The organism is Providencia sp. PROV040, from assembly GCF_032706145.1.
Taxonomy (GTDB): Bacteria; Pseudomonadota; Gammaproteobacteria; order Enterobacterales; family Enterobacteriaceae; genus Providencia; species Providencia hangzhouensis.
In genome coordinates this window covers 2,566,249-2,583,256 of the sequence record NZ_CP120530.1, presented here as the reverse complement: position 1 = coordinate 2,583,256, position 17,008 = coordinate 2,566,249, and the positions used below count along the sequence as shown (strand labels likewise).

At 38.7% G+C, this 17,008-nt stretch carries 14 protein-coding genes; 11 read left to right on the top strand and 3 right to left on the bottom strand.

Annotation, left to right across the window (positions count from 1 at the left end; translation table 11 throughout):
- Window positions 1-64 precede the first annotated feature (64 nt).
- From P3L40_RS11810 to P3L40_RS11770, 9 genes are all read left to right on the top strand, one after another.
- Window positions 65-1,990, top strand: coding sequence for an ATP-dependent DNA helicase (locus P3L40_RS11810; protein WP_196731522.1), 1,926 nt, complete (start codon window positions 65-67; stop codon window positions 1,988-1,990).
- A 94-nt stretch (window positions 1,991-2,084) separates the two neighbouring features.
- On the top strand, window positions 2,085-2,783 hold the full coding sequence (gene tsaB / locus P3L40_RS11805; RefSeq protein ID WP_272693254.1) for a tRNA (adenosine(37)-N6)-threonylcarbamoyltransferase complex dimerization subunit type 1 TsaB: 699 nt from the start codon (window positions 2,085-2,087) through the stop codon (window positions 2,781-2,783).
- Window positions 2,784-3,028: 245 nt separating this feature from the next.
- Window positions 3,029-3,631 (top strand): Slp family lipoprotein, encoded by a 603-nt coding sequence (locus P3L40_RS11800; RefSeq protein WP_004254971.1) that lies wholly within the window; start codon window positions 3,029-3,031, stop codon window positions 3,629-3,631.
- A gap of 430 nt (window positions 3,632-4,061) precedes the next feature.
- The gene (fadD, locus tag P3L40_RS11795; protein WP_210852482.1) at window positions 4,062-5,750 is read left to right on the top strand and encodes a long-chain-fatty-acid--CoA ligase FadD; all 1,689 of its coding nucleotides are present in this window, start codon (window positions 4,062-4,064) and stop codon (window positions 5,748-5,750) included.
- An 84-nt stretch (window positions 5,751-5,834) separates the two neighbouring features.
- Complete coding sequence (gene rnd, locus P3L40_RS11790) at window positions 5,835-6,956, top strand: ribonuclease D (RefSeq protein ID WP_210852484.1); 1,122 nt, start codon at window positions 5,835-5,837, stop codon at window positions 6,954-6,956.
- Window positions 6,957-7,398: 442 nt separating this feature from the next.
- On the top strand, window positions 7,399-8,142 hold the full coding sequence (locus P3L40_RS11785; RefSeq protein ID WP_196731519.1) for a Slam-dependent surface lipoprotein: 744 nt from the start codon (window positions 7,399-7,401) through the stop codon (window positions 8,140-8,142).
- An 87-nt stretch (window positions 8,143-8,229) separates the two neighbouring features.
- Window positions 8,230-9,642: a surface lipoprotein assembly modifier gene (locus P3L40_RS11780; protein WP_094963086.1), complete on the top strand. Its 1,413-nt coding sequence runs from the start codon at window positions 8,230-8,232 to the stop codon at window positions 9,640-9,642.
- Window positions 9,643-9,660: 18 nt separating this feature from the next.
- A complete protein-coding gene (locus tag P3L40_RS11775) occupies window positions 9,661-12,672 on the top strand; it encodes a TonB-dependent receptor domain-containing protein (protein WP_172767230.1) in 3,012 nt (1,003 codons plus the stop codon).
- Between the two features lie 65 nt (window positions 12,673-12,737).
- Window positions 12,738-13,511 carry a TonB family protein gene (locus P3L40_RS11770; protein ID WP_210852485.1) on the top strand — a complete coding sequence of 258 codons (774 nt, stop codon included), beginning with the start codon at window positions 12,738-12,740 and terminating at the stop codon, window positions 13,509-13,511.
- Window positions 13,512-13,636: 125 nt separating this feature from the next.
- Here the strand turns inward: P3L40_RS11770 and minE are convergent, their stop codons facing one another.
- Genes minE through minC form a run of 3 tightly spaced genes read right to left on the bottom strand, consistent with a single transcriptional unit; the run spans window position 13,637 to window position 15,462 of the window.
- Complete coding sequence (minE, locus tag P3L40_RS11765) at window positions 13,637-13,918, bottom strand: cell division topological specificity factor MinE (protein ID WP_004254951.1); 282 nt, start codon at window positions 13,916-13,918, stop codon at window positions 13,637-13,639.
- 3 nt (window positions 13,919-13,921) lie between these two features.
- Window positions 13,922-14,737, bottom strand: a complete 816-nt coding sequence (minD, locus tag P3L40_RS11760) for a septum site-determining protein MinD (RefSeq protein ID WP_004254944.1) — start codon at window positions 14,735-14,737, stop codon at window positions 13,922-13,924.
- 23 nt (window positions 14,738-14,760) lie between these two features.
- Window positions 14,761-15,462: a septum site-determining protein MinC gene (gene minC / locus P3L40_RS11755; protein WP_136134786.1), complete on the bottom strand. Its 702-nt coding sequence runs from the start codon at window positions 15,460-15,462 to the stop codon at window positions 14,761-14,763.
- 129 nt (window positions 15,463-15,591) lie between these two features.
- Between minC and P3L40_RS11750 the strand changes: the two genes are divergently transcribed.
- Both P3L40_RS11750 and P3L40_RS11745 read left to right on the top strand, forming a co-directional pair.
- Window positions 15,592-15,861, top strand: coding sequence for a YcgL domain-containing protein (locus P3L40_RS11750; protein ID WP_004254941.1), 270 nt, complete (start codon window positions 15,592-15,594; stop codon window positions 15,859-15,861).
- Window positions 15,862-15,909: 48 nt separating this feature from the next.
- Window positions 15,910-16,998: a lytic transglycosylase domain-containing protein gene (locus tag P3L40_RS11745; RefSeq protein WP_196731518.1), complete on the top strand. Its 1,089-nt coding sequence runs from the start codon at window positions 15,910-15,912 to the stop codon at window positions 16,996-16,998.
- Window positions 16,999-17,008 lie beyond the last annotated feature (10 nt).

Genomic DNA, 17,008 nt, shown 5'->3' with positions numbered 1-17,008 from the left:
TAAGCAGGGTTAAGAAACTCATGGTAAAGTGTGCCCTCATTATTCCTAATAAATAGGTCATGTAGTGCACGACGATTTTTCTGCGGATGGCTTTTTAGCCAGAACAATTCCTGGTTTTCAGCCTCGAGAAGCACAAGTTACGATGTCGAATGCAGTAACCGAGTCGATTGAGCAGCAGCATGTGCTGGTGGCGGAAGCGGGTACTGGAACAGGAAAAACATATGCTTATTTAGTTCCTGCATTGCGTAGTGGAAAAAAAGTCATTGTTTCAACGGGATCAAAAGCCTTACAAGATCAACTGTATCACCGAGACTTACCGACAATTATTGATGCGATGAATTACACTGGACGGACCGCGTTATTAAAAGGGCGTTCGAATTATTTATGTTTAGAGCGATTAGACCAACAATCCCTTGGTGGTGGTAGTCTTGAGCCGGAAATATTGTCCGCTGTTGTGAGGTTACGCAGTTGGTCCATTGAATCTGAGCTAGGTGATACGAGCACTTGTCATGATATTGCGGAGGACAGCCCTGTTTGGCCGTTAGTGACTAGCACCAATGATAATTGTCTTGGAAGTGATTGCCCACGTTATCAAGAATGTTTTGTCTTAAAAGCACGACGTAAAGCTTTAGAAGCGGATATTGTCGTTGTGAATCACCATTTATTTATGGCTGATAGAGTCGTGAAAGATACAGGTTTTGGAGAATTAATTCCCCAAGCAGAGGTCATGATTTTTGATGAAGCGCACCAAATTCCTGATATAGCCAGCCAATATTTTGGTCAGCAACTAAGTAGTCGCCAATTGCTTGATCTGGCACGTGATATGATTATGGCCTATCGAACTGAGTTAAAAGACCAAGTGCAACTGCAAAAAAGTGCAGATAGGCTCACTCAAAGTACGCTAGATTTCCGGCTCAATTTGGGGGAAAACAGTTTTCGTGGCAATTTACGTGATTTACTAAAGCGCCCTGAAGTACAAAGGGCATTGACATTACTTGATGATTCTCTTGAACTTTGTTATGAAGTGATCAAAACCACTTTGGGCCGTTCACAGAGCTTAGACTCTATTTTTGAGCGTGTTACTATTTACCGAAATCGTTTGAACCGTTTAAAAGATGTGACAATTGCAGGCTACAGCTATTGGTTTGAAAGTTATGGTCGCCATTTTTTACTGGCACTAACGCCATTAACGGTTGCAGATAAATTCAGCGAAATGATCGCAAGTACGCCAGCCAGTTGGGTATTTACATCAGCAACTTTGTCGGTAAATGAAAAACTAAGTCACTTCACTGACCGTTTAGGGTTATCCACAGCAAAAACACTATTATTAGCCAGCCCATTTGATTATCAAAGCCAAACTTTATTATGCGTTCCGCGTTTTTTACCTGAACTCAATCAACGAGGCCTCGCGCAAAAATTGGCAACCATGCTACGACCTATGATTGAAAAAAATCAGGGACGTTGCTTCTTTTTATGTACATCACACCTGATGATGCGTGAATTGGCCGAGGAATTTAAATCTTCATTGACATTACCAGTTCTAATGCAAGGGGAAAGCAGTAAAAACAAACTGTTATCTCAGTTTATTGCTGCGGGGAATGCTGTTTTAGTTGCCACTAGTAGCTTTTGGGAGGGGGTTGATGTGCGAGGTGATGAATTAACTTGTGTCATTATCGATAAACTCCCATTTACTGCCCCTGATGACCCGCTATTAAAAGCGCGCATCGAAGATTGTGAATTACGGGGTGGAGATCCATTCTCGGATGTCCAATTACCAGATGCAGTTATTACTTTAAAGCAAGGTGTAGGGCGGCTAATTCGAGACACTAGTGATTATGGTGTCATCGTTATTTGTGATAACCGTTTAGTGACTCGCCCTTATGGTGAGGTTTTTTTACGTAGCCTTCCGCCATCACCACGAACAAGAAGTATACAAAAAGCAATTGCATTTCTTGAAGAGAAAAGGCAAGAAGTTAATAGAGTGAGGTAAATCCCACCTTGTTTTTCTGCTATTCCTACGGCCGTTTATGTTAATATAATCGGCATCTTTTAATCAGAAACTATTAATTTGCCGGAGTTTAGGCATGTCGAGTCGTATTCTTGCTGTTGATACAGCAACAGAAGCCTGTTCAGTCGCACTTTGGTGTGAAGGTGACATTATTTCGCGTTTCGCGATTTCTCCTCGAGAGCACACACAAAAAATTTTACCGATGGTTGAGGAAGTTCTTGCAGAAGCTGGGATGGGGTTGAACCAGTTAGATGCATTGGCTTTCGGGCGTGGTCCTGGTAGTTTTACGGGGGTTCGTATTGGTGTTGGTATTGCACAAGGGTTAGCACTAGGGGCTAATTTGCCCATGATTGGCGTTTCCTCTTTAATGACACTTGCTGAAGGCGCCTTTCGTATAATGGGGCATCATCAGGTATTAGTGGCTATTGATGCACGGATGTCAGAAATCTATTGTGCCCAATATCAGCGAACATCCGCAGGCCAATGGTTAGGTGAAGAAACTGAAGCAGTTCTACTTCCCGACGATTTTAAGGGCAAAGTGACAGGGCTTTCAGGGCTGTGGGGTTATGCAGGTACTGGGTGGGAGGCATATCCCTCATTGTTGAATGCATCAATTACATTAGCTAACAGTCATATTACGCTGCCTGATGCGCAAGATATGTTACCCATTGCTGCTCAATTATGGCAACAGGGAAAAGTGGTTGCCGTTGAAAATGTTGAACCTACTTACCTGCGTAATGAAGTTACATGGAAAAAATTGCCTGGTCGTGAATAATACACAGAAAATTAATTGATGTTGAATTGGCTATATCAGGTGATATGGCCAATTTTTTATATTACACACAAAACAAATCAAATATTGAATAATAAAAATACAAATCGAATCATTCAATAATTTAGGATATTATTAGGTGGTAAGATAATTCTTATGGCTACTTTTAACATATCGTGTTTTGTTTACTAAATGCTATTTAAAATTGTATTACCTGAATTTATAATATCGCTAATCGGAGGTGGTCTATGAATATTGAATTAAACTGCCGTAATGCACTTAAAGGTCTTTTTATTGCAAGCGTATTAGCGCTGACAGGGTGTGTTTCAATACCTGCTTCAATTCAAGGCTCGGTTCAAAACCCAACAGATAACTTAACATCGGTACAAAATGCTCCTGAAATGTATATTGGCCAAGAGGCGCGTTTTGGTGGGAAAGTCCTTGCAGTTGAAAACGAAGCAGCAAGAACACGTTTAGAAATTGCGGTGATGGCATTGAATAAATATGATGCAGCACCAGAGCTTAATTCCCCTTCAATTGGCCGCATTTATGCGTACTTAAATGGTTTTCGTGAGCCAAGTGATTTTACTAACCGTTATATCACTGTGGTGGGGAAAATCACGGGGGAACAGCAAGGGAAAGTAGGGCAAGTTCCTTATAAGTATGTCACGTTAGATGTAACAGGTTTCCAACGCTGGAATGTCGCACAAAGTGTTATGATCCCGCCGTCTGGCCCTTGGGGTTATGGTTATTATGGCGACCCGTATTTTTATAACCACCCATGGGGTTATGGTTATGGGTACGGTTATCCAGGAGGCCCAGTACCCGTACAAACTTATCTAACAGAATAACGATTATTTTTCTTTATTTAAAGGCCCCGATTATTGCGGGGCCTTTTTGTTTTCCATAAAAAGATTATCTAAATAAGAGCTAATAAATAAGAGTGTTTAATAAAAGTATTAGCTAAAATTTAATCCCAGCAAAAGTGACTTTGGTTAATGTAATAGATTAAATCCCTTCTTAAGTGCGAGATAACCTTTCCAAAAATAGCGTAAAATCATGTATAATCAGGCAATCTTGTATAGATTTACATCTGTTTAACGAATTTAAGACAAACTAGGCGGCTTAGTCCGCCTAGTTTTTTCTTGAAGGAACAAAATTTATTTAGTGATAGACCTCTCAACCTTGACATTGTCTGTTTTTCAAACTGGTACGCTGAGTTAATAATTTGTTAAAAGAGATGTTGAGTATAATAACTTCACTAAATTCAGGAGTAACATTTTGGAAAAAATCTGGCTAAAAAATTACCCTGCTGATGTGCCGGAAGAAATCAATCCTGATAGCTTCGCTTCTCTAGCAGAGTTACTTGAAGATGCGGTCTCTCAATTTGCCGACCAACCTGCATTCATTAATATGGGAGCAGTGATGACTTATCGGAAACTTGAAGAGAGAAGTCGCGCTTTTGCCGCCTACTTACAAAATGGACTTGGTCTTAAAAAAGGGGATCGTGTCGCATTAATGATGCCAAACCTATTACAGTATCCGATTGCCCTGTTTGGGATATTGCGAGCAGGTATGGTGGTAGTCAACGTCAACCCACTTTATACCCCGAGAGAACTAGAGCACCAATTGAATGATAGCGGTGCAACCGCAATTGTAATTGTGTCGAATTTTGCACATACACTGGAAAAAATTGTTTTCAATACCAAAGTGAAACACGTCATTTTAACTCGTATGGGTGACCAGCTTTCACGTCCTAAAGCCACGATTGTTGATTTTGTTGTCAAATATGTAAAACGTTTAGTCCCTAAATATAACTTACCAGACGCCATCTCCTTTCGCCGTGCCATGCATTATGGCTATCGTATGCAATATATTAAACCTAACATTACTGGTGATGACTTGGCCTTTTTGCAATATACAGGTGGAACCACCGGTGTTGCTAAAGGGGCGATGTTAACTCATCGCAATATGTTAGCAAATATTGAGCAGGCAAGGGCAGCTTACGGGCCTGTACTGAAATTTGGTGCTGAATTTGTTGTCACCGCTTTACCGCTGTACCATGTTTTTGCATTGACAGTAAACTGCTTACTGTTTATCACTGTAGGGGGCGTTAACTTATTGATTACCAACCCTAGAGATGTACTTGACACCGTAAAACAACTAGGACGTTATCCCGTTACGTCAATTACTGGTGTTAACACGTTATTTAATGCGTGGCTGCATAATGAAGAGTTCAAAAAGTTGGATTTTTCACGTTTACGTCTTTCGGTTGGTGGGGGGATGCCCGTTCAAAAAGCCGTTGCAGAAAAATGGCAAAAGCTTACAGGGAAACATTTACTCGAAGGGTATGGGTTAACGGAATGTGCGCCACTAGTTACAGGTAACCCTTATAATTTAACCAGTTATAGCGGAAGTATTGGTTTACCTGTTCCGTCAACAGATGTTAAATTCCTTGATGACGATGGCAACGAAGTCGCTATTGGTGAGCCTGGCGAAATGTGGGTAAAAGGCCCGCAAGTCATGAAAGGGTATTGGAACCGGCCTGATTCTACCGCGGATACGATAGTGGATGGTTGGTTAGCGACAGGGGATATCGCTGAAATTGATAGCGAAGGGTATATTCGTATTGTTGATCGTAAAAAAGATATGATCATCGTTTCAGGTTTTAACGTCTATCCAAATGAAATTGAAGATGTCATTTCTGCACATCCGGACGTGATAGAATGCGCTGCAATTGGTGTACCTAGTGAAAGTACAGGCGAAGCGGTTAAAGTTTTCGTTGTAACGAAAAATGCGAATTTAGCGGGTGATGAGCTAAAAACCTTTTGCCGCCGTTCATTAACCGCGTATAAAGTCCCTAAGATATTTGAATTTCGTGATGAATTACCAAAATCTAACGTGGGTAAAATTTTACGTAAAGACCTACGTGATGAAGAAAAATTGCAAAGAGAAAAATCACAAGTATGATTGTGGTTTAGTTTTAAATTATAAATAGATGACGCCGGTTTTAGCCGGCGTCATTGTGATGAAAATAACAAAGAGAAACTTGTTTTGAATTATCGTTTAGTAACTACAGATAGCGAATTAGCCCAAGTATGCCAAGAGGCGAGTAATGCACCATGGCTCGCTTTGGATACCGAGTTTGTTCGTACCCGAACATATTACCCACAACTAGGTTTGCTACAGCTATATGATGGAAAGCAAGTTTCGTTAATTGACCCATTATTAATGACGGATTTTAGCCCGTTCAAAGCACTTTTAACGAATCCTGAGCAACTTAAATTTTTACATGCAGGTAGTGAAGACTTAGAAGTGTTTATGCATGATTTTGATTGTGTCCCTGAGCCGATGATCGACACGCAAGTTGTGGCAGCATTTTTAGGTTATCCAATTTCTTGTGGTTTTGCATCATTGGTTGCTGAACATTTAGGTATTGAACTAGACAAAAGTGAATCACGAACAGACTGGCTTGCGCGTCCTCTGAGTGAAAAACAATGCGATTATGCAGCCGCAGATGTACTGTATTTGCTGCCATTAGCTGAAATTCTAATGGAAAAAGTGACTGAAGCGGGCTACTTGGAAGATGCCAAAGATGAGTGTCAACGTGTTGTGGCTCGTCGGCAAAAAGCCTTAAAGCCAGAAAAAGCCTACATGAATATCCATAATGCATGGCAGCTACGTGATGAACAGCTCGCTTGTTTGCAATTATTAGCCGAATGGCGTTTAAACCAAGCTAAAGCCCGCGATATGGCCGTTAACTTTGTAGTAAAAGAAGAGCACCTGTGGAAAGTGGCTCGTTATTTACCGGGCTCTCTGGGTGAACTTGATGTACTTGGCTTAACTGGGCAGGAAATTCGTTGCCATGGCAAGCGCTTGTTAGCCATTGTCGAGCAAGCAAAGCAACTTGATGAAAGCCAATACCCAACACCTGTAGCGAATATTACTGAACAGAGCCAATACAAAAGCTTATTTAAAGAAATTAAAGCGGTGGTCAAAGATATTGCTGAAAATGAAAAATTTAATGCTGAACTATTGGCTTCTAGGCGGCAAATTAACCAATTACTGTCGATTCATTGGGGGTTAAAATCTTCGGTTACACCTCCTGAGCTGTTGTCGGGGTGGAGAGGGCGATTACTCGCCGAGCCCATTACAAAGTTATTAGCAAACGGGTAATATATTAAGGTACAAGAAGAGAGTTTCTTGTACCTTATTTAAATAGCTTAGCTTATTTATAACCCTCAATCTTATCTTCATTTTTATTTATTATCCATTCAATAAACTTATAAAAATATACGTCACATATATTTATGGGTATATTTATCTTGTTTTAACTCAAAATTTGTAATTACTCTTAAAAATTCAATTAATCTTTAATGTAAAACGCAATAAATAAAACTATCCATTATAGGGTCTTTAATTAACCAGCTAAAAAATAAAAGATTATTTTATTTTTATGGTTTAATAATAAAAAATTGAATTATATTCCTTAAATTTGTAAATAAAAATAATTTTCATATACTGAATCTCGAACATTAAAGGAAAGAATAATCTTTTATTTAATGTGTTTCGTTAATAAACCAATCTAATTCAAACTTCTATTGAAGAGGATGAATAAATGAAAAAATTATCACTAATTACAGTCGCAGTATCTTTGTCTATATTTTCTGTTGGTGTTATGGCAGAAACGGTATCAAATCAGAGTTTAGATTATAGTGATGGCCTAACAAATATTATTGTTGGTAAAACCCAATCAACCATGGGGCCACACGGTGGTAGTATTGGTGCACCGGGTATCGGTTCTCGACATAAAATGGGGGGAATGATGATATCGTTTTCAGGCTTAAAAAACTTAGTCACGCAAAAACCAAACAACGTGTATGTTTTGGAAAGTGGCGGTAGCCCGCACGGTGGAATGGGTAAGTTCCAATTTAGCCAGGTTGCAGATGCCGAGGTATATTTCGGTGATTGGTCACAAACTGGGGAAACTGATGATGCAATGCACACGGTTTATTTCTCTGGTGAGAATGCAACGACAGAAGTGCCAACCAGTGGCCAAGCAACTTATACTATAGCGGGTATTAACCAGTTTGCAGGAGAAGAAAAACAGGCAGGTTGGTTTAATGCTGACTTCGCGGATAAATCATATACAGGTGCATTAGAAGGAACGAATAGCCACTCCATGGAAGGGGCTATTGAAGAAGACGGTAAATTTAGTGGTACTGCCATTGCCAATGGAATACACCAAGGTGATAGTATGGGGCAACTCTTTGGTGATAATGCAGAACAAGTGGCAGGTATTCTCTCTTATGAGAATAACCGTGAGTTAGACACGGCATTTGGTGGCCAGAAAGACGAATAATTACTGAACATATAATTAGCTAAAAAAAGTAGGCAAAAGTGATTTTGTCTACTTTTTTATTTTTGTCATTAAAATGGTAGCCTAATCATGTTATTTTTTAATAAAAAAACACATTTAATATATTTGAGTTTATTATTACTTTTTTCTCTCCCTTCGGTATTGTCAGCTCAAGAGCTAAAAGGAGGAGTTATCGGTAATTTAAAAGATTATAGTAACAAAAAACATCAATCAGAAATAAATAATGTTAAATATAGTGAAAAAAATATCGACGAACTTGGTTTTATTCTTTATGATCTCATTCAGAGACAAGATTTTGACAAAATAAATGAAATTATTGGTAATTACGTTGACCATAAAGACCACGATAAAGAATTGGTTAAATATATTCATTCAGAAAGGGCAGTTTTAAATAAACAGTATGATTTAGCAATTAGCCTATATAATGAGATTTTAATTCACAAGCCTAATATGTTATTGGTTGAGTTAAAACTTGCACAAGCACTGACTTATGTTAAGCACTATGAATCAGCATTATCAATATATCAAAATATCAAAGTTAAATATAAAGAAAGAATATCCAATGGGTTAACTAAATTTATTAAAAGTCAAATAATAGATTTAGAAAATAAAAATCGTTGGCAAGGTACGATTAAGTTAGGCTCAAGTTATGATTTTAATTTAAATGAAGCATCAAATAGCCGTGAGATGTACTGTTTTCGTAGTAAATGTATGAATAGTAGTAACCAGTCTATCGCTGGTGGAAAGTGGCATTATTATACTAAACTATCAAAGCGTTTTCCTCTAGTAGGAAACCACTCAACGGTACTCTCATTAGGTGTGGTTGGGGTGGAGCCAATGAAAACAGTCACGGCTAGAAAAACGAATATATATGTTACTGGGGGGTATCAATTTGATAACGCGAATACAACGTTCCATATACAGCCCACCCTTGAGGCTAAATGGCACGATAACCAATACTATAATTTAAGCCTAGGAGGAAAAATAGCGACAGAATACATGTTAAATCATCGAGTAACCTTGTTAGGTAATATTGAATATAAAAATAAAACTTACCCTTATAAGTATAGTTTTAATAACGGCGATAAATGGGTTTATTCAGTTACTGGTACCTATTTAATGAACCCTCGATTAATGGTTTTTGGCAGTTTTTATGGAGCCAATAGAAAAAAGCAATACGATAGTGATAGCTATGTACAGTATGGGGTTAGGGCGGGTTTTCTAAAAGTAACCGAACTGTGTGATCTACTTGTTGCGATAGGTTATAAGCAAACAAATTTTGAACAGTTTGATGCATTTTTGAATGTAAAAAGAAAAGATCATAATGGGTATTTAAATACCCAATTAACATTTGATAAAAATAAAATATTAACTTTTACGCCTTCTATTTATTTTAATAGCCAAGTGAATAAAAGTACTGCAGATATTATTTATTCTTTTAAGCAAAGTGAAGTCGGTGTCAATTTCACCAAGAAATTTTAATTTTCACCGGAACAGATAATGAAAATCAAAACAGTGATAGCCATTAATATCGCAACAGGGTTATCTATTGGCAATATTACAAACTTAGTCTATGCACAACAAAGTGAAAACATCGGTTCTATTGTGGTAAATGATAAAGCGGCCACAATCAAAGAGCGTGATAGAAAAGGGGCGGATGACCAATATGATAAAGATGAATCAAATATTTACATTAGTAAAGAAGAAATTGATCGTTATAAAGGTACTAACCCCGCAGACACTATTAACCATGCGGTAGGGGTATATAGTGGAGATGCCCGTAATAGCGGGGCAATAGACCCCAATGTTCGGGGTATACAGGGGCAAGGGCGTGTCCCGGTGACTGTAGACGGTACAGAGCAAGCTATCACTGTTTGGCGTGGTTATAATGGGGCGAATAATCGTAATTATATCGACCCGAATATGATTAGTAGCATTAAGGTAATGAAAAGTGCAACGCTAGACCGCAATGTGCGTACATCGACGGGGGGAGGAGTTGCTATAACAACGCTAGGCATTGATGACGTTGTGGATAAATACGACAAGTTTGGTTTTGATATTAAATTAGAAACATCGAGTAACTCGACAAAACCGAGGGTTAATCAATTAAGCCACGGTATAGATTACCGTGATGATAAGCGGCTATTGAATACGTTAGACATGCAGAAGTTTCGTGGGATTTATTTTAAAGATCACGAAATGCTTGTTGATCCTCGCAGTAAAGGTAACGCTAATTTCTTTAATCTGCAAGATAACGCAGCGCGTATTGCCGTTGGGACACGGCAAGAAAAGTTTGATTTGATGCTAGCATACAGCTATCGCAACCAAGGTAATTATTTTGCTGGGCGCCGAGGGGCGGGTAAATTTTATGACGACATCATTACTTATGACCCTAATAACTCAAATAAAGCGATAGACCCATATATGCCCTTCGTAGCTAGGATTTATGGGCCAAATAAAGAGGTGGCGAATACATCAAATGAAATGTCGACATGGTTAGCTAAATTAAATTTAATGCTACCTAATTCACAGGACTTATCCCTTGGTTATATGCATACATCAAGTCATTATGGCGAAATCATGCCATCGCAAATTCGTTATCATGATTTAGAGGGAAAAATTCCACAATGGCCTTTAGCTAACTTGGCGTTAAATACTTTTTACGCCAATTATTCGTTCAAACCCGAATCCATTGGTTGGATTGACTTTCGATTAGGCTATTGGTTGACAAAAACTAATTTAAACTCAAATACCGCAGGTGGCCAACCTAGGGAACCAGTGGAAAGGGATTGGAATTATGAATTTGGTCGAGATAAAAATGTAGCTAAAAATCCTGCTATCAATGGCACCTTAGTTGATGGGATTAAATTAAACCAACTAAACGATCGCTATGGTGTTTCATTATCCAATAAATTTCAAATTACACCTGAATTTAAAGTGACTTTAATGGGAAGCTTAATTGATGAAACTATTGGTAGCCGTGAAGATATCTTTAATTCGGACTCTAGCCCAAAGGGTAACATGTTCCGAGCTATCCCAAGGGAAGGTAAGCGTCGAGAATATAATGGGACTATTCGCTTTGATTGGCAGCCTACTGATTGGTTAAGTCTGAATGCGGGGGCTCAATATATTAGCTACTGGTCAAGGGATTTATTAAAAGAGAGACGTATTGCGGCTAAAGATATAAATTATGCACCTTATAGCCATATAACGGCGAGAAATTTTCGACTCTCTCGTGTATTAAGTGAGAAAGAGTACCAAGTCATACAAGAGTATGTTGATGATAAAGGGAAGACATTTAAAGATACAGCAGAAAGATCTTATGAAAGGCGAATCTTTATCGGAAAAGCACTAAATATGAAAGCAGATTCATTAATGTATGCTCACTATCGAATGGATGTAAATAAAAAAAAATTTGAGTTTAGAATTACAGAAAGAAACAATATAGTAAAATGGAAGGTGGATGAAAATAACCGGTTTATACGAAAAAATAATCCATTCTATAATGGCGAGATTGATTTAAAAGAAGAAATAATTGACCCCGTAACAGGCTTAAAAGCAAAAAAATACCGAAAAGCAGATATTACTAATAACGGGTATGATGAAGTGAAGTATTCCAATAAACAAAAATTTAAAGCGCCAAAAAGAAATGAAGAATCAGCTTGGGCTCCGGCATTAGGGGCAACAATTTATTTAACAGAGAACGATCGAATATTTGGGCGTTATTTAGAAACCGTTAGGATGCCAAGTATCTTTGAAGACACTATTGGTTTTTCGGGGGGAAGAGAGCCGAATTACACGCCACCTGTTTATTTGCCAGAACGCAGCCATACGATAGAACTGGGATATGTGCGTAATTTCCAAGGTCTCGTCGCGGCAGAAAACCATGCTGATTTACGCATAAACTACTATAACACGGTTGTTACAAACGCATTTGATAGGAACTACAGGTTAGTCTTTACGCAGGTTGATAAACATAACACGGCCGGTTTGGAACTGTTGGCGCGTTATGATAATGGCTGGGTATTCGGTGACTTAGGTGTGGATTACCGCTTAAAAAATGAGGTTTGTGATGAAGTTTCATTGATGGTAATGGATCCCTATAACCAATTTGGTGGCTCAGAGTGTACAACAGCAGGGTTCCCTGGCGGCTATTTGCGTACTCAATTGCAACCTAAGTACAGCATTCATGCCAACCTAGGTTTGCGCTTCTTAGATGAACGTTTAGAAGTGGGTAGCCGCATGCGTTATCACAGCAAAGCAAAAAATGAAGATGAAGCGGAAATGATGGATAAATACCCGAACCAGTATGCGCCATTAAACAATGACCCGATGAGTTGGAATGCCGTTTTTACCGCTGATGCTTATGTTAATTATCAGTTTAATAAAGACCTATCATTTGAATTATTAGCCACAAACTTATTTGATGAATATTATATAGACCCATTAACCCGCAGTATGATGCCTGCACCGGGTAGGACTGTGCGTTTCAATGTAACAAGTCGCTTCTAAAAGGGATCCCCTTCGCTGATGCCGCTGTATTTTGGTATTGGCGAAGGGTTGTTAGGGATATTAAAATGCTTACTCTACGTTTTAATTTTGCTGTTATGGTTTCTTTATTATTCCATTTTGGCATCGTTTTTTATTGTTTAAGTATAGAAAAAACACGTTCTGCACAAATTTATACACCAATACAAGCAGCTATTGTTTCTGTTTCATTGATGCAAAATGTAATTGAAAAGCAAGTAAACGATATAATATTAAATAATAAGCTATCAGGGGGCTTACTTGCTGAATCACAACAAAATGAAAATGCAGTAATTAAAGTTGCTAATAAAAAAAGTTCACATAGCGATGAAAATAAAATTTCTGATGATCAGAAAAAAGTCATCAAACAGAAAGAGGAAAAACAAACTAATAAAAAGGTTACTCAGCAGAAAGAGCCGCAACAAAAAAGTGAAAAAAATGATGATGTAAAACAAGAGCAGCATGTGGGGAAAAACGATAATCAATCTAATGCGGCAGGCCAGAAGGGAGCACAAAGGACGACCTCGGTAGGAAATGCAATAGATTCAACTTATCAAAGCTATATTGATAAATTACGTAGTGAAATTGAACGACATAAACGTTACCCAAGAAAAGCGAGAAATACCAATATCCAAGGAGTTGTAAAAGTAAGTTTTCAACTTTCCTCATTAGGGGAAATTACGATGGTGCGTATAGTTAATTCCTCAACACATAATACGCTCGACCAAGCTGCGTTATCAGCTGTACAGAAAAGCCGCTCAGTAGGAGCACCGCCAGAAGGTTTAAAAAAACTGATAACAATGGAAATTAAATTTGAATTATAAAAGGAATAGGTTTTTCCTTTAGCGAAATCATCATGTAACCATTTGATTAATTGGGCTAAATCATAAAAAGTAAGCCGCAAGCTATTGCATGAAACAAAAGTTAGACAGCGGCTTTCTTTCACGAATTATTTTTCTGTTGTCGTTTTTATGTCGTCACCTTCTGGCAACGTAACGTTTAGTTCAAGAACAGAAATATCATCCCCTTTTTGCTCAAATTGCACTGATAACATCTCAGGGTCAACTTGGACATACTTACAGATAACCTGCAAAATATCTCTTTTCATATCTGCAAGATATGGGGGCTCGCTATCACCACGGCGGCGTTCTGCAACGATGATCTGTAATCGCTCTTTTGCGATATTCGCTGTCGTTTTTTTTCTCGACAGAAAGAAATCCAATAAAGCCATTATTTACCCCCCAAATAGGCGTTTTAAGAAACCTTTTTTCTCTTCTTCAATGAAACGGATAGGGCGATCTTCACCTAAAATACGTGCAACACAATCATCATAGGCTTGGCCTGCATCAGACTCTGTATCCAGAATAACGGGTTCGCCTTGGTTGGAAGAGCGCAGTACAGATTGGTCTTCAGGAATAACACCGATCAAAGGAATACGCAGAATTTCCAGAACATCTTCCATGCTTAGCATATCACCACGCGTTACACGGCCTGGGTTATAGCGTGTTAGCAATAAGTGTTCTTTAATTGGTGCTTCACCTTTTTCTGCGCGGCGTGATTTTGACGCTAAAATACCCAAAATACGGTCTGAGTCGCGAACAGAAGAAACTTCTGGGTTGGTAGTAATAATAGCTTCGTCAGCAAAATATAGTGCCATTAAGGCGCCACTTTCAATACCTGCGGGGGAATCACAAACAATAAAATCAAAACCAAGATCGTCACTTAATTCGTCAAGAATTTTGCCAACGCCTTCACGAGTTAATGCGTCTTTATCGCGTGTTTGCGAAGCAGGTAAAATAAATAAATTCTCGGTGCGCTTATCTTTGATTAAAGCCTGATTAAGGGTTGCATCACCTTGGATAACGTTTACGAAGTCATAGACTACTCGACGTTCACACCCCATGATAAGGTCAAGGTTACGTAGGCCGATATCAAAATCGATCACTACAGTTTTGTTCCCTTTTTGTGCCAGGCCAGTAGCTATGGCCGCGCTTGAAGTGGTTTTACCAACGCCACCTTTACCTGAAGTCACTACAATTATGCGTGCCATGAATAATTCCTTGTAAATAAGGTCTAATTTAAATATTCGATGTTAAGTTTGTTATCAACTAAACAAAGTTTAGCTGCTTTGGCGAGAAATTCAGCAGGGATTTGATCGCTCAGCCAATATTCACCTGCAATTGAAACCAGCTCAGCTTGCAAATGAGTACAATAAATCTGACTTTCAATATCGCCGGAGGCTCCAGCTAATGCACGGCCTCGCATCACGCCATAAATATGGATATTACCATCTGCTAATAGTTCTGCACCTGCACTAACATTGCTTGTGACGATCAGATCACTATTTGGTGCATAAATACGTTGTCCAGAACGAACAGGGGTATTGATAATACGAGTTTTACGATATAAAGGTTCAGCTTGAACTACAGCAGCCGGGGGGGCAGGCTGAATTTCAACAGGTTTTTGGCTTTTACCTTCGCTTAATATTGGTAAACCCGCATCGTTTGCTTTTTGTCGCATTTGTGGGTCAGTGCACCCACTGATACCAACAATACGTAATCCCGCAGAAATAACAGATTTATGAATACTCTGTAAATCTGCATTTGGGGATAATTCAGCGATGTTAATCACGACAGGAGCATTTTTAAAGAAATCAGGAGCCTGATTTACTTTATCTTGCAGCGATTTTTTGATGAGTTTAGGCTCTTCACTGTATAAGTGAATAACTGAAAGAGTAAAACTGCTGCCTTTAAGTTCTATTGGCGATTGTGGCATCTATCCAGACTCAGCAAATTAAAATTTCCGAAACAATCCTCGGGTGAAGATATTCTGTAAAACAATAGCATGTTATAGTTACTGCATACTTCAAGCAAGCTAATGAACTAAGAAAAAGAGTTAAATATAATGATTTGTGCAATTTATAGAAGCCCTAAGCGTGACCAAACTTATCTTTATATTGAGAAGAAAGATGATTTTTCACGTGTTCCTGATGAATTATTAGCCCAATTTGGAACACCTCAATTTGCTATGCTCGTCTCATTAGATAAGCGTGAAAAGCTTGCCAATGCTGACTTGGCAAAGGTTAAATCTGATCTCATAGAGGTTGGTTATTACCTACAATTCCCACCTCCGGTGGAAAATTTGCTTTCAGAACACAAAGAACTGAATAACTAGAGCAAATTAAGAAAATCCTGAAAAGCAATAACACTCTGGAGGAGACGAATGAAACCAACGTTATTATATACATTAGTCGCTGGTTTGTTTTTAACAAGTTGTTCTGCAACGCAGAACGAATCAGTTGTTACTCAACCGATTACAGTAGAACAAAATGCGGCTATAGCCCAAGAAGTCGTTGCTTTAGACAAAGCATTCCCTATTGAACAACGTGAACCGTCACAATTTCCTGCTTATGTGGAATTACTGAAAGAACATGCTATTACTCAGGGGATTAAGCCAGACACCATTGAACGTGCTTTTGCTAATGTTCATTTTATTGAGCGTGTTGTGAAAGCAGATAAAGGCCAACCAGAGAAAAGGGCGACGGTTACATTAGCAAGCTATTTAAAAAATGTACTCCCACAATCACGTATCAATGCGGGCTATGACAAATATTTAGAAAACAAATCCATTCTAGATGCTATCAGTGATAAATATGGCGTTCCACCTCAGTTCATTGTTTCGTTATGGGGACTAGAAAGTGGTTTTGGACGTTCACAGGGTAAAGAGGATGTGGTTTCAGCACTTGCGACATTATCTTTTGAGGGGCGAAGAGAAGCGCTTTTTAGCAAACAACTTTTAGCTGTGCTTGAGATAATGGATAAAGGCTATATTCCAGAAGATCAACAACTTAAAGGTTCATGGGCTGGTGCTATGGGCCAAAGTCAATTTATGCCAACCTCCTATTTGTCCTACGCAGCGGACGGTGATGGTGATGGAAAAATGGACATCTGGAATAATAAATCTGATGTATTTGCATCCATCGCTAATTATTTGTCAACAGAAGGTTGGCAAGCACAATTGCCATGGGGTTACCAAGTTAATTTACCTGCAGATTTTAATAAAACGTTGGAAGGCGTAAAAGCGGAACAAGGGAAATCTGTCAGTGAATGGCAGGAACTAGGCGTGGCATTACCTGCATTTGCTCAGTTACCTTCAGACGTAAAAACGTGGGTGGTTATCCCTGATGACCCTGAAGGCAGGGCATTTTTAGTGACTGAAAATTTCCGTACCATTATGCATTGGAACCGCTCATATTATTTTGCATTGAGCGTATGCATGATGGCAGATGGTATCGCTAATAAAATAAAATAACGATAATAGG

Excerpts from the sequence above, each read along its gene's own strand:
- tsaB (WP_272693254.1), top strand. The coding sequence starts at position 2,085 with ATGTCGAGTCGTATTCTTGCTGTTGATACAGCAACAGAAGCCTGTTCA.
- P3L40_RS11800 (WP_004254971.1), top strand. The coding sequence starts at position 3,029 with ATGAATATTGAATTAAACTGCCGTAATGCACTTAAAGGTCTTTTTATT.
- P3L40_RS11785 (WP_196731519.1), top strand. The coding sequence starts at position 7,399 with ATGAAAAAATTATCACTAATTACAGTCGCAGTATCTTTGTCTATATTT.
- P3L40_RS11780 (WP_094963086.1), top strand. The coding sequence starts at position 8,230 with ATGTTATTTTTTAATAAAAAAACACATTTAATATATTTGAGTTTATTA.
- P3L40_RS11775 (WP_172767230.1), top strand. The coding sequence starts at position 9,661 with ATGAAAATCAAAACAGTGATAGCCATTAATATCGCAACAGGGTTATCT.
- P3L40_RS11770 (WP_210852485.1), top strand. The coding sequence starts at position 12,738 with ATGCTTACTCTACGTTTTAATTTTGCTGTTATGGTTTCTTTATTATTC.
- minE (WP_004254951.1), bottom strand. The coding sequence starts at position 13,918 with ATGGCTTTATTGGATTTCTTTCTGTCGAGAAAAAAAACGACAGCGAAT.
- minD (WP_004254944.1), bottom strand. The coding sequence starts at position 14,737 with ATGGCACGCATAATTGTAGTGACTTCAGGTAAAGGTGGCGTTGGTAAA.
- minC (WP_136134786.1), bottom strand. The coding sequence starts at position 15,462 with ATGCCACAATCGCCAATAGAACTTAAAGGCAGCAGTTTTACTCTTTCA.
- P3L40_RS11750 (WP_004254941.1), top strand. The coding sequence starts at position 15,592 with ATGATTTGTGCAATTTATAGAAGCCCTAAGCGTGACCAAACTTATCTT.
- P3L40_RS11745 (WP_196731518.1), top strand. The coding sequence starts at position 15,910 with ATGAAACCAACGTTATTATATACATTAGTCGCTGGTTTGTTTTTAACA.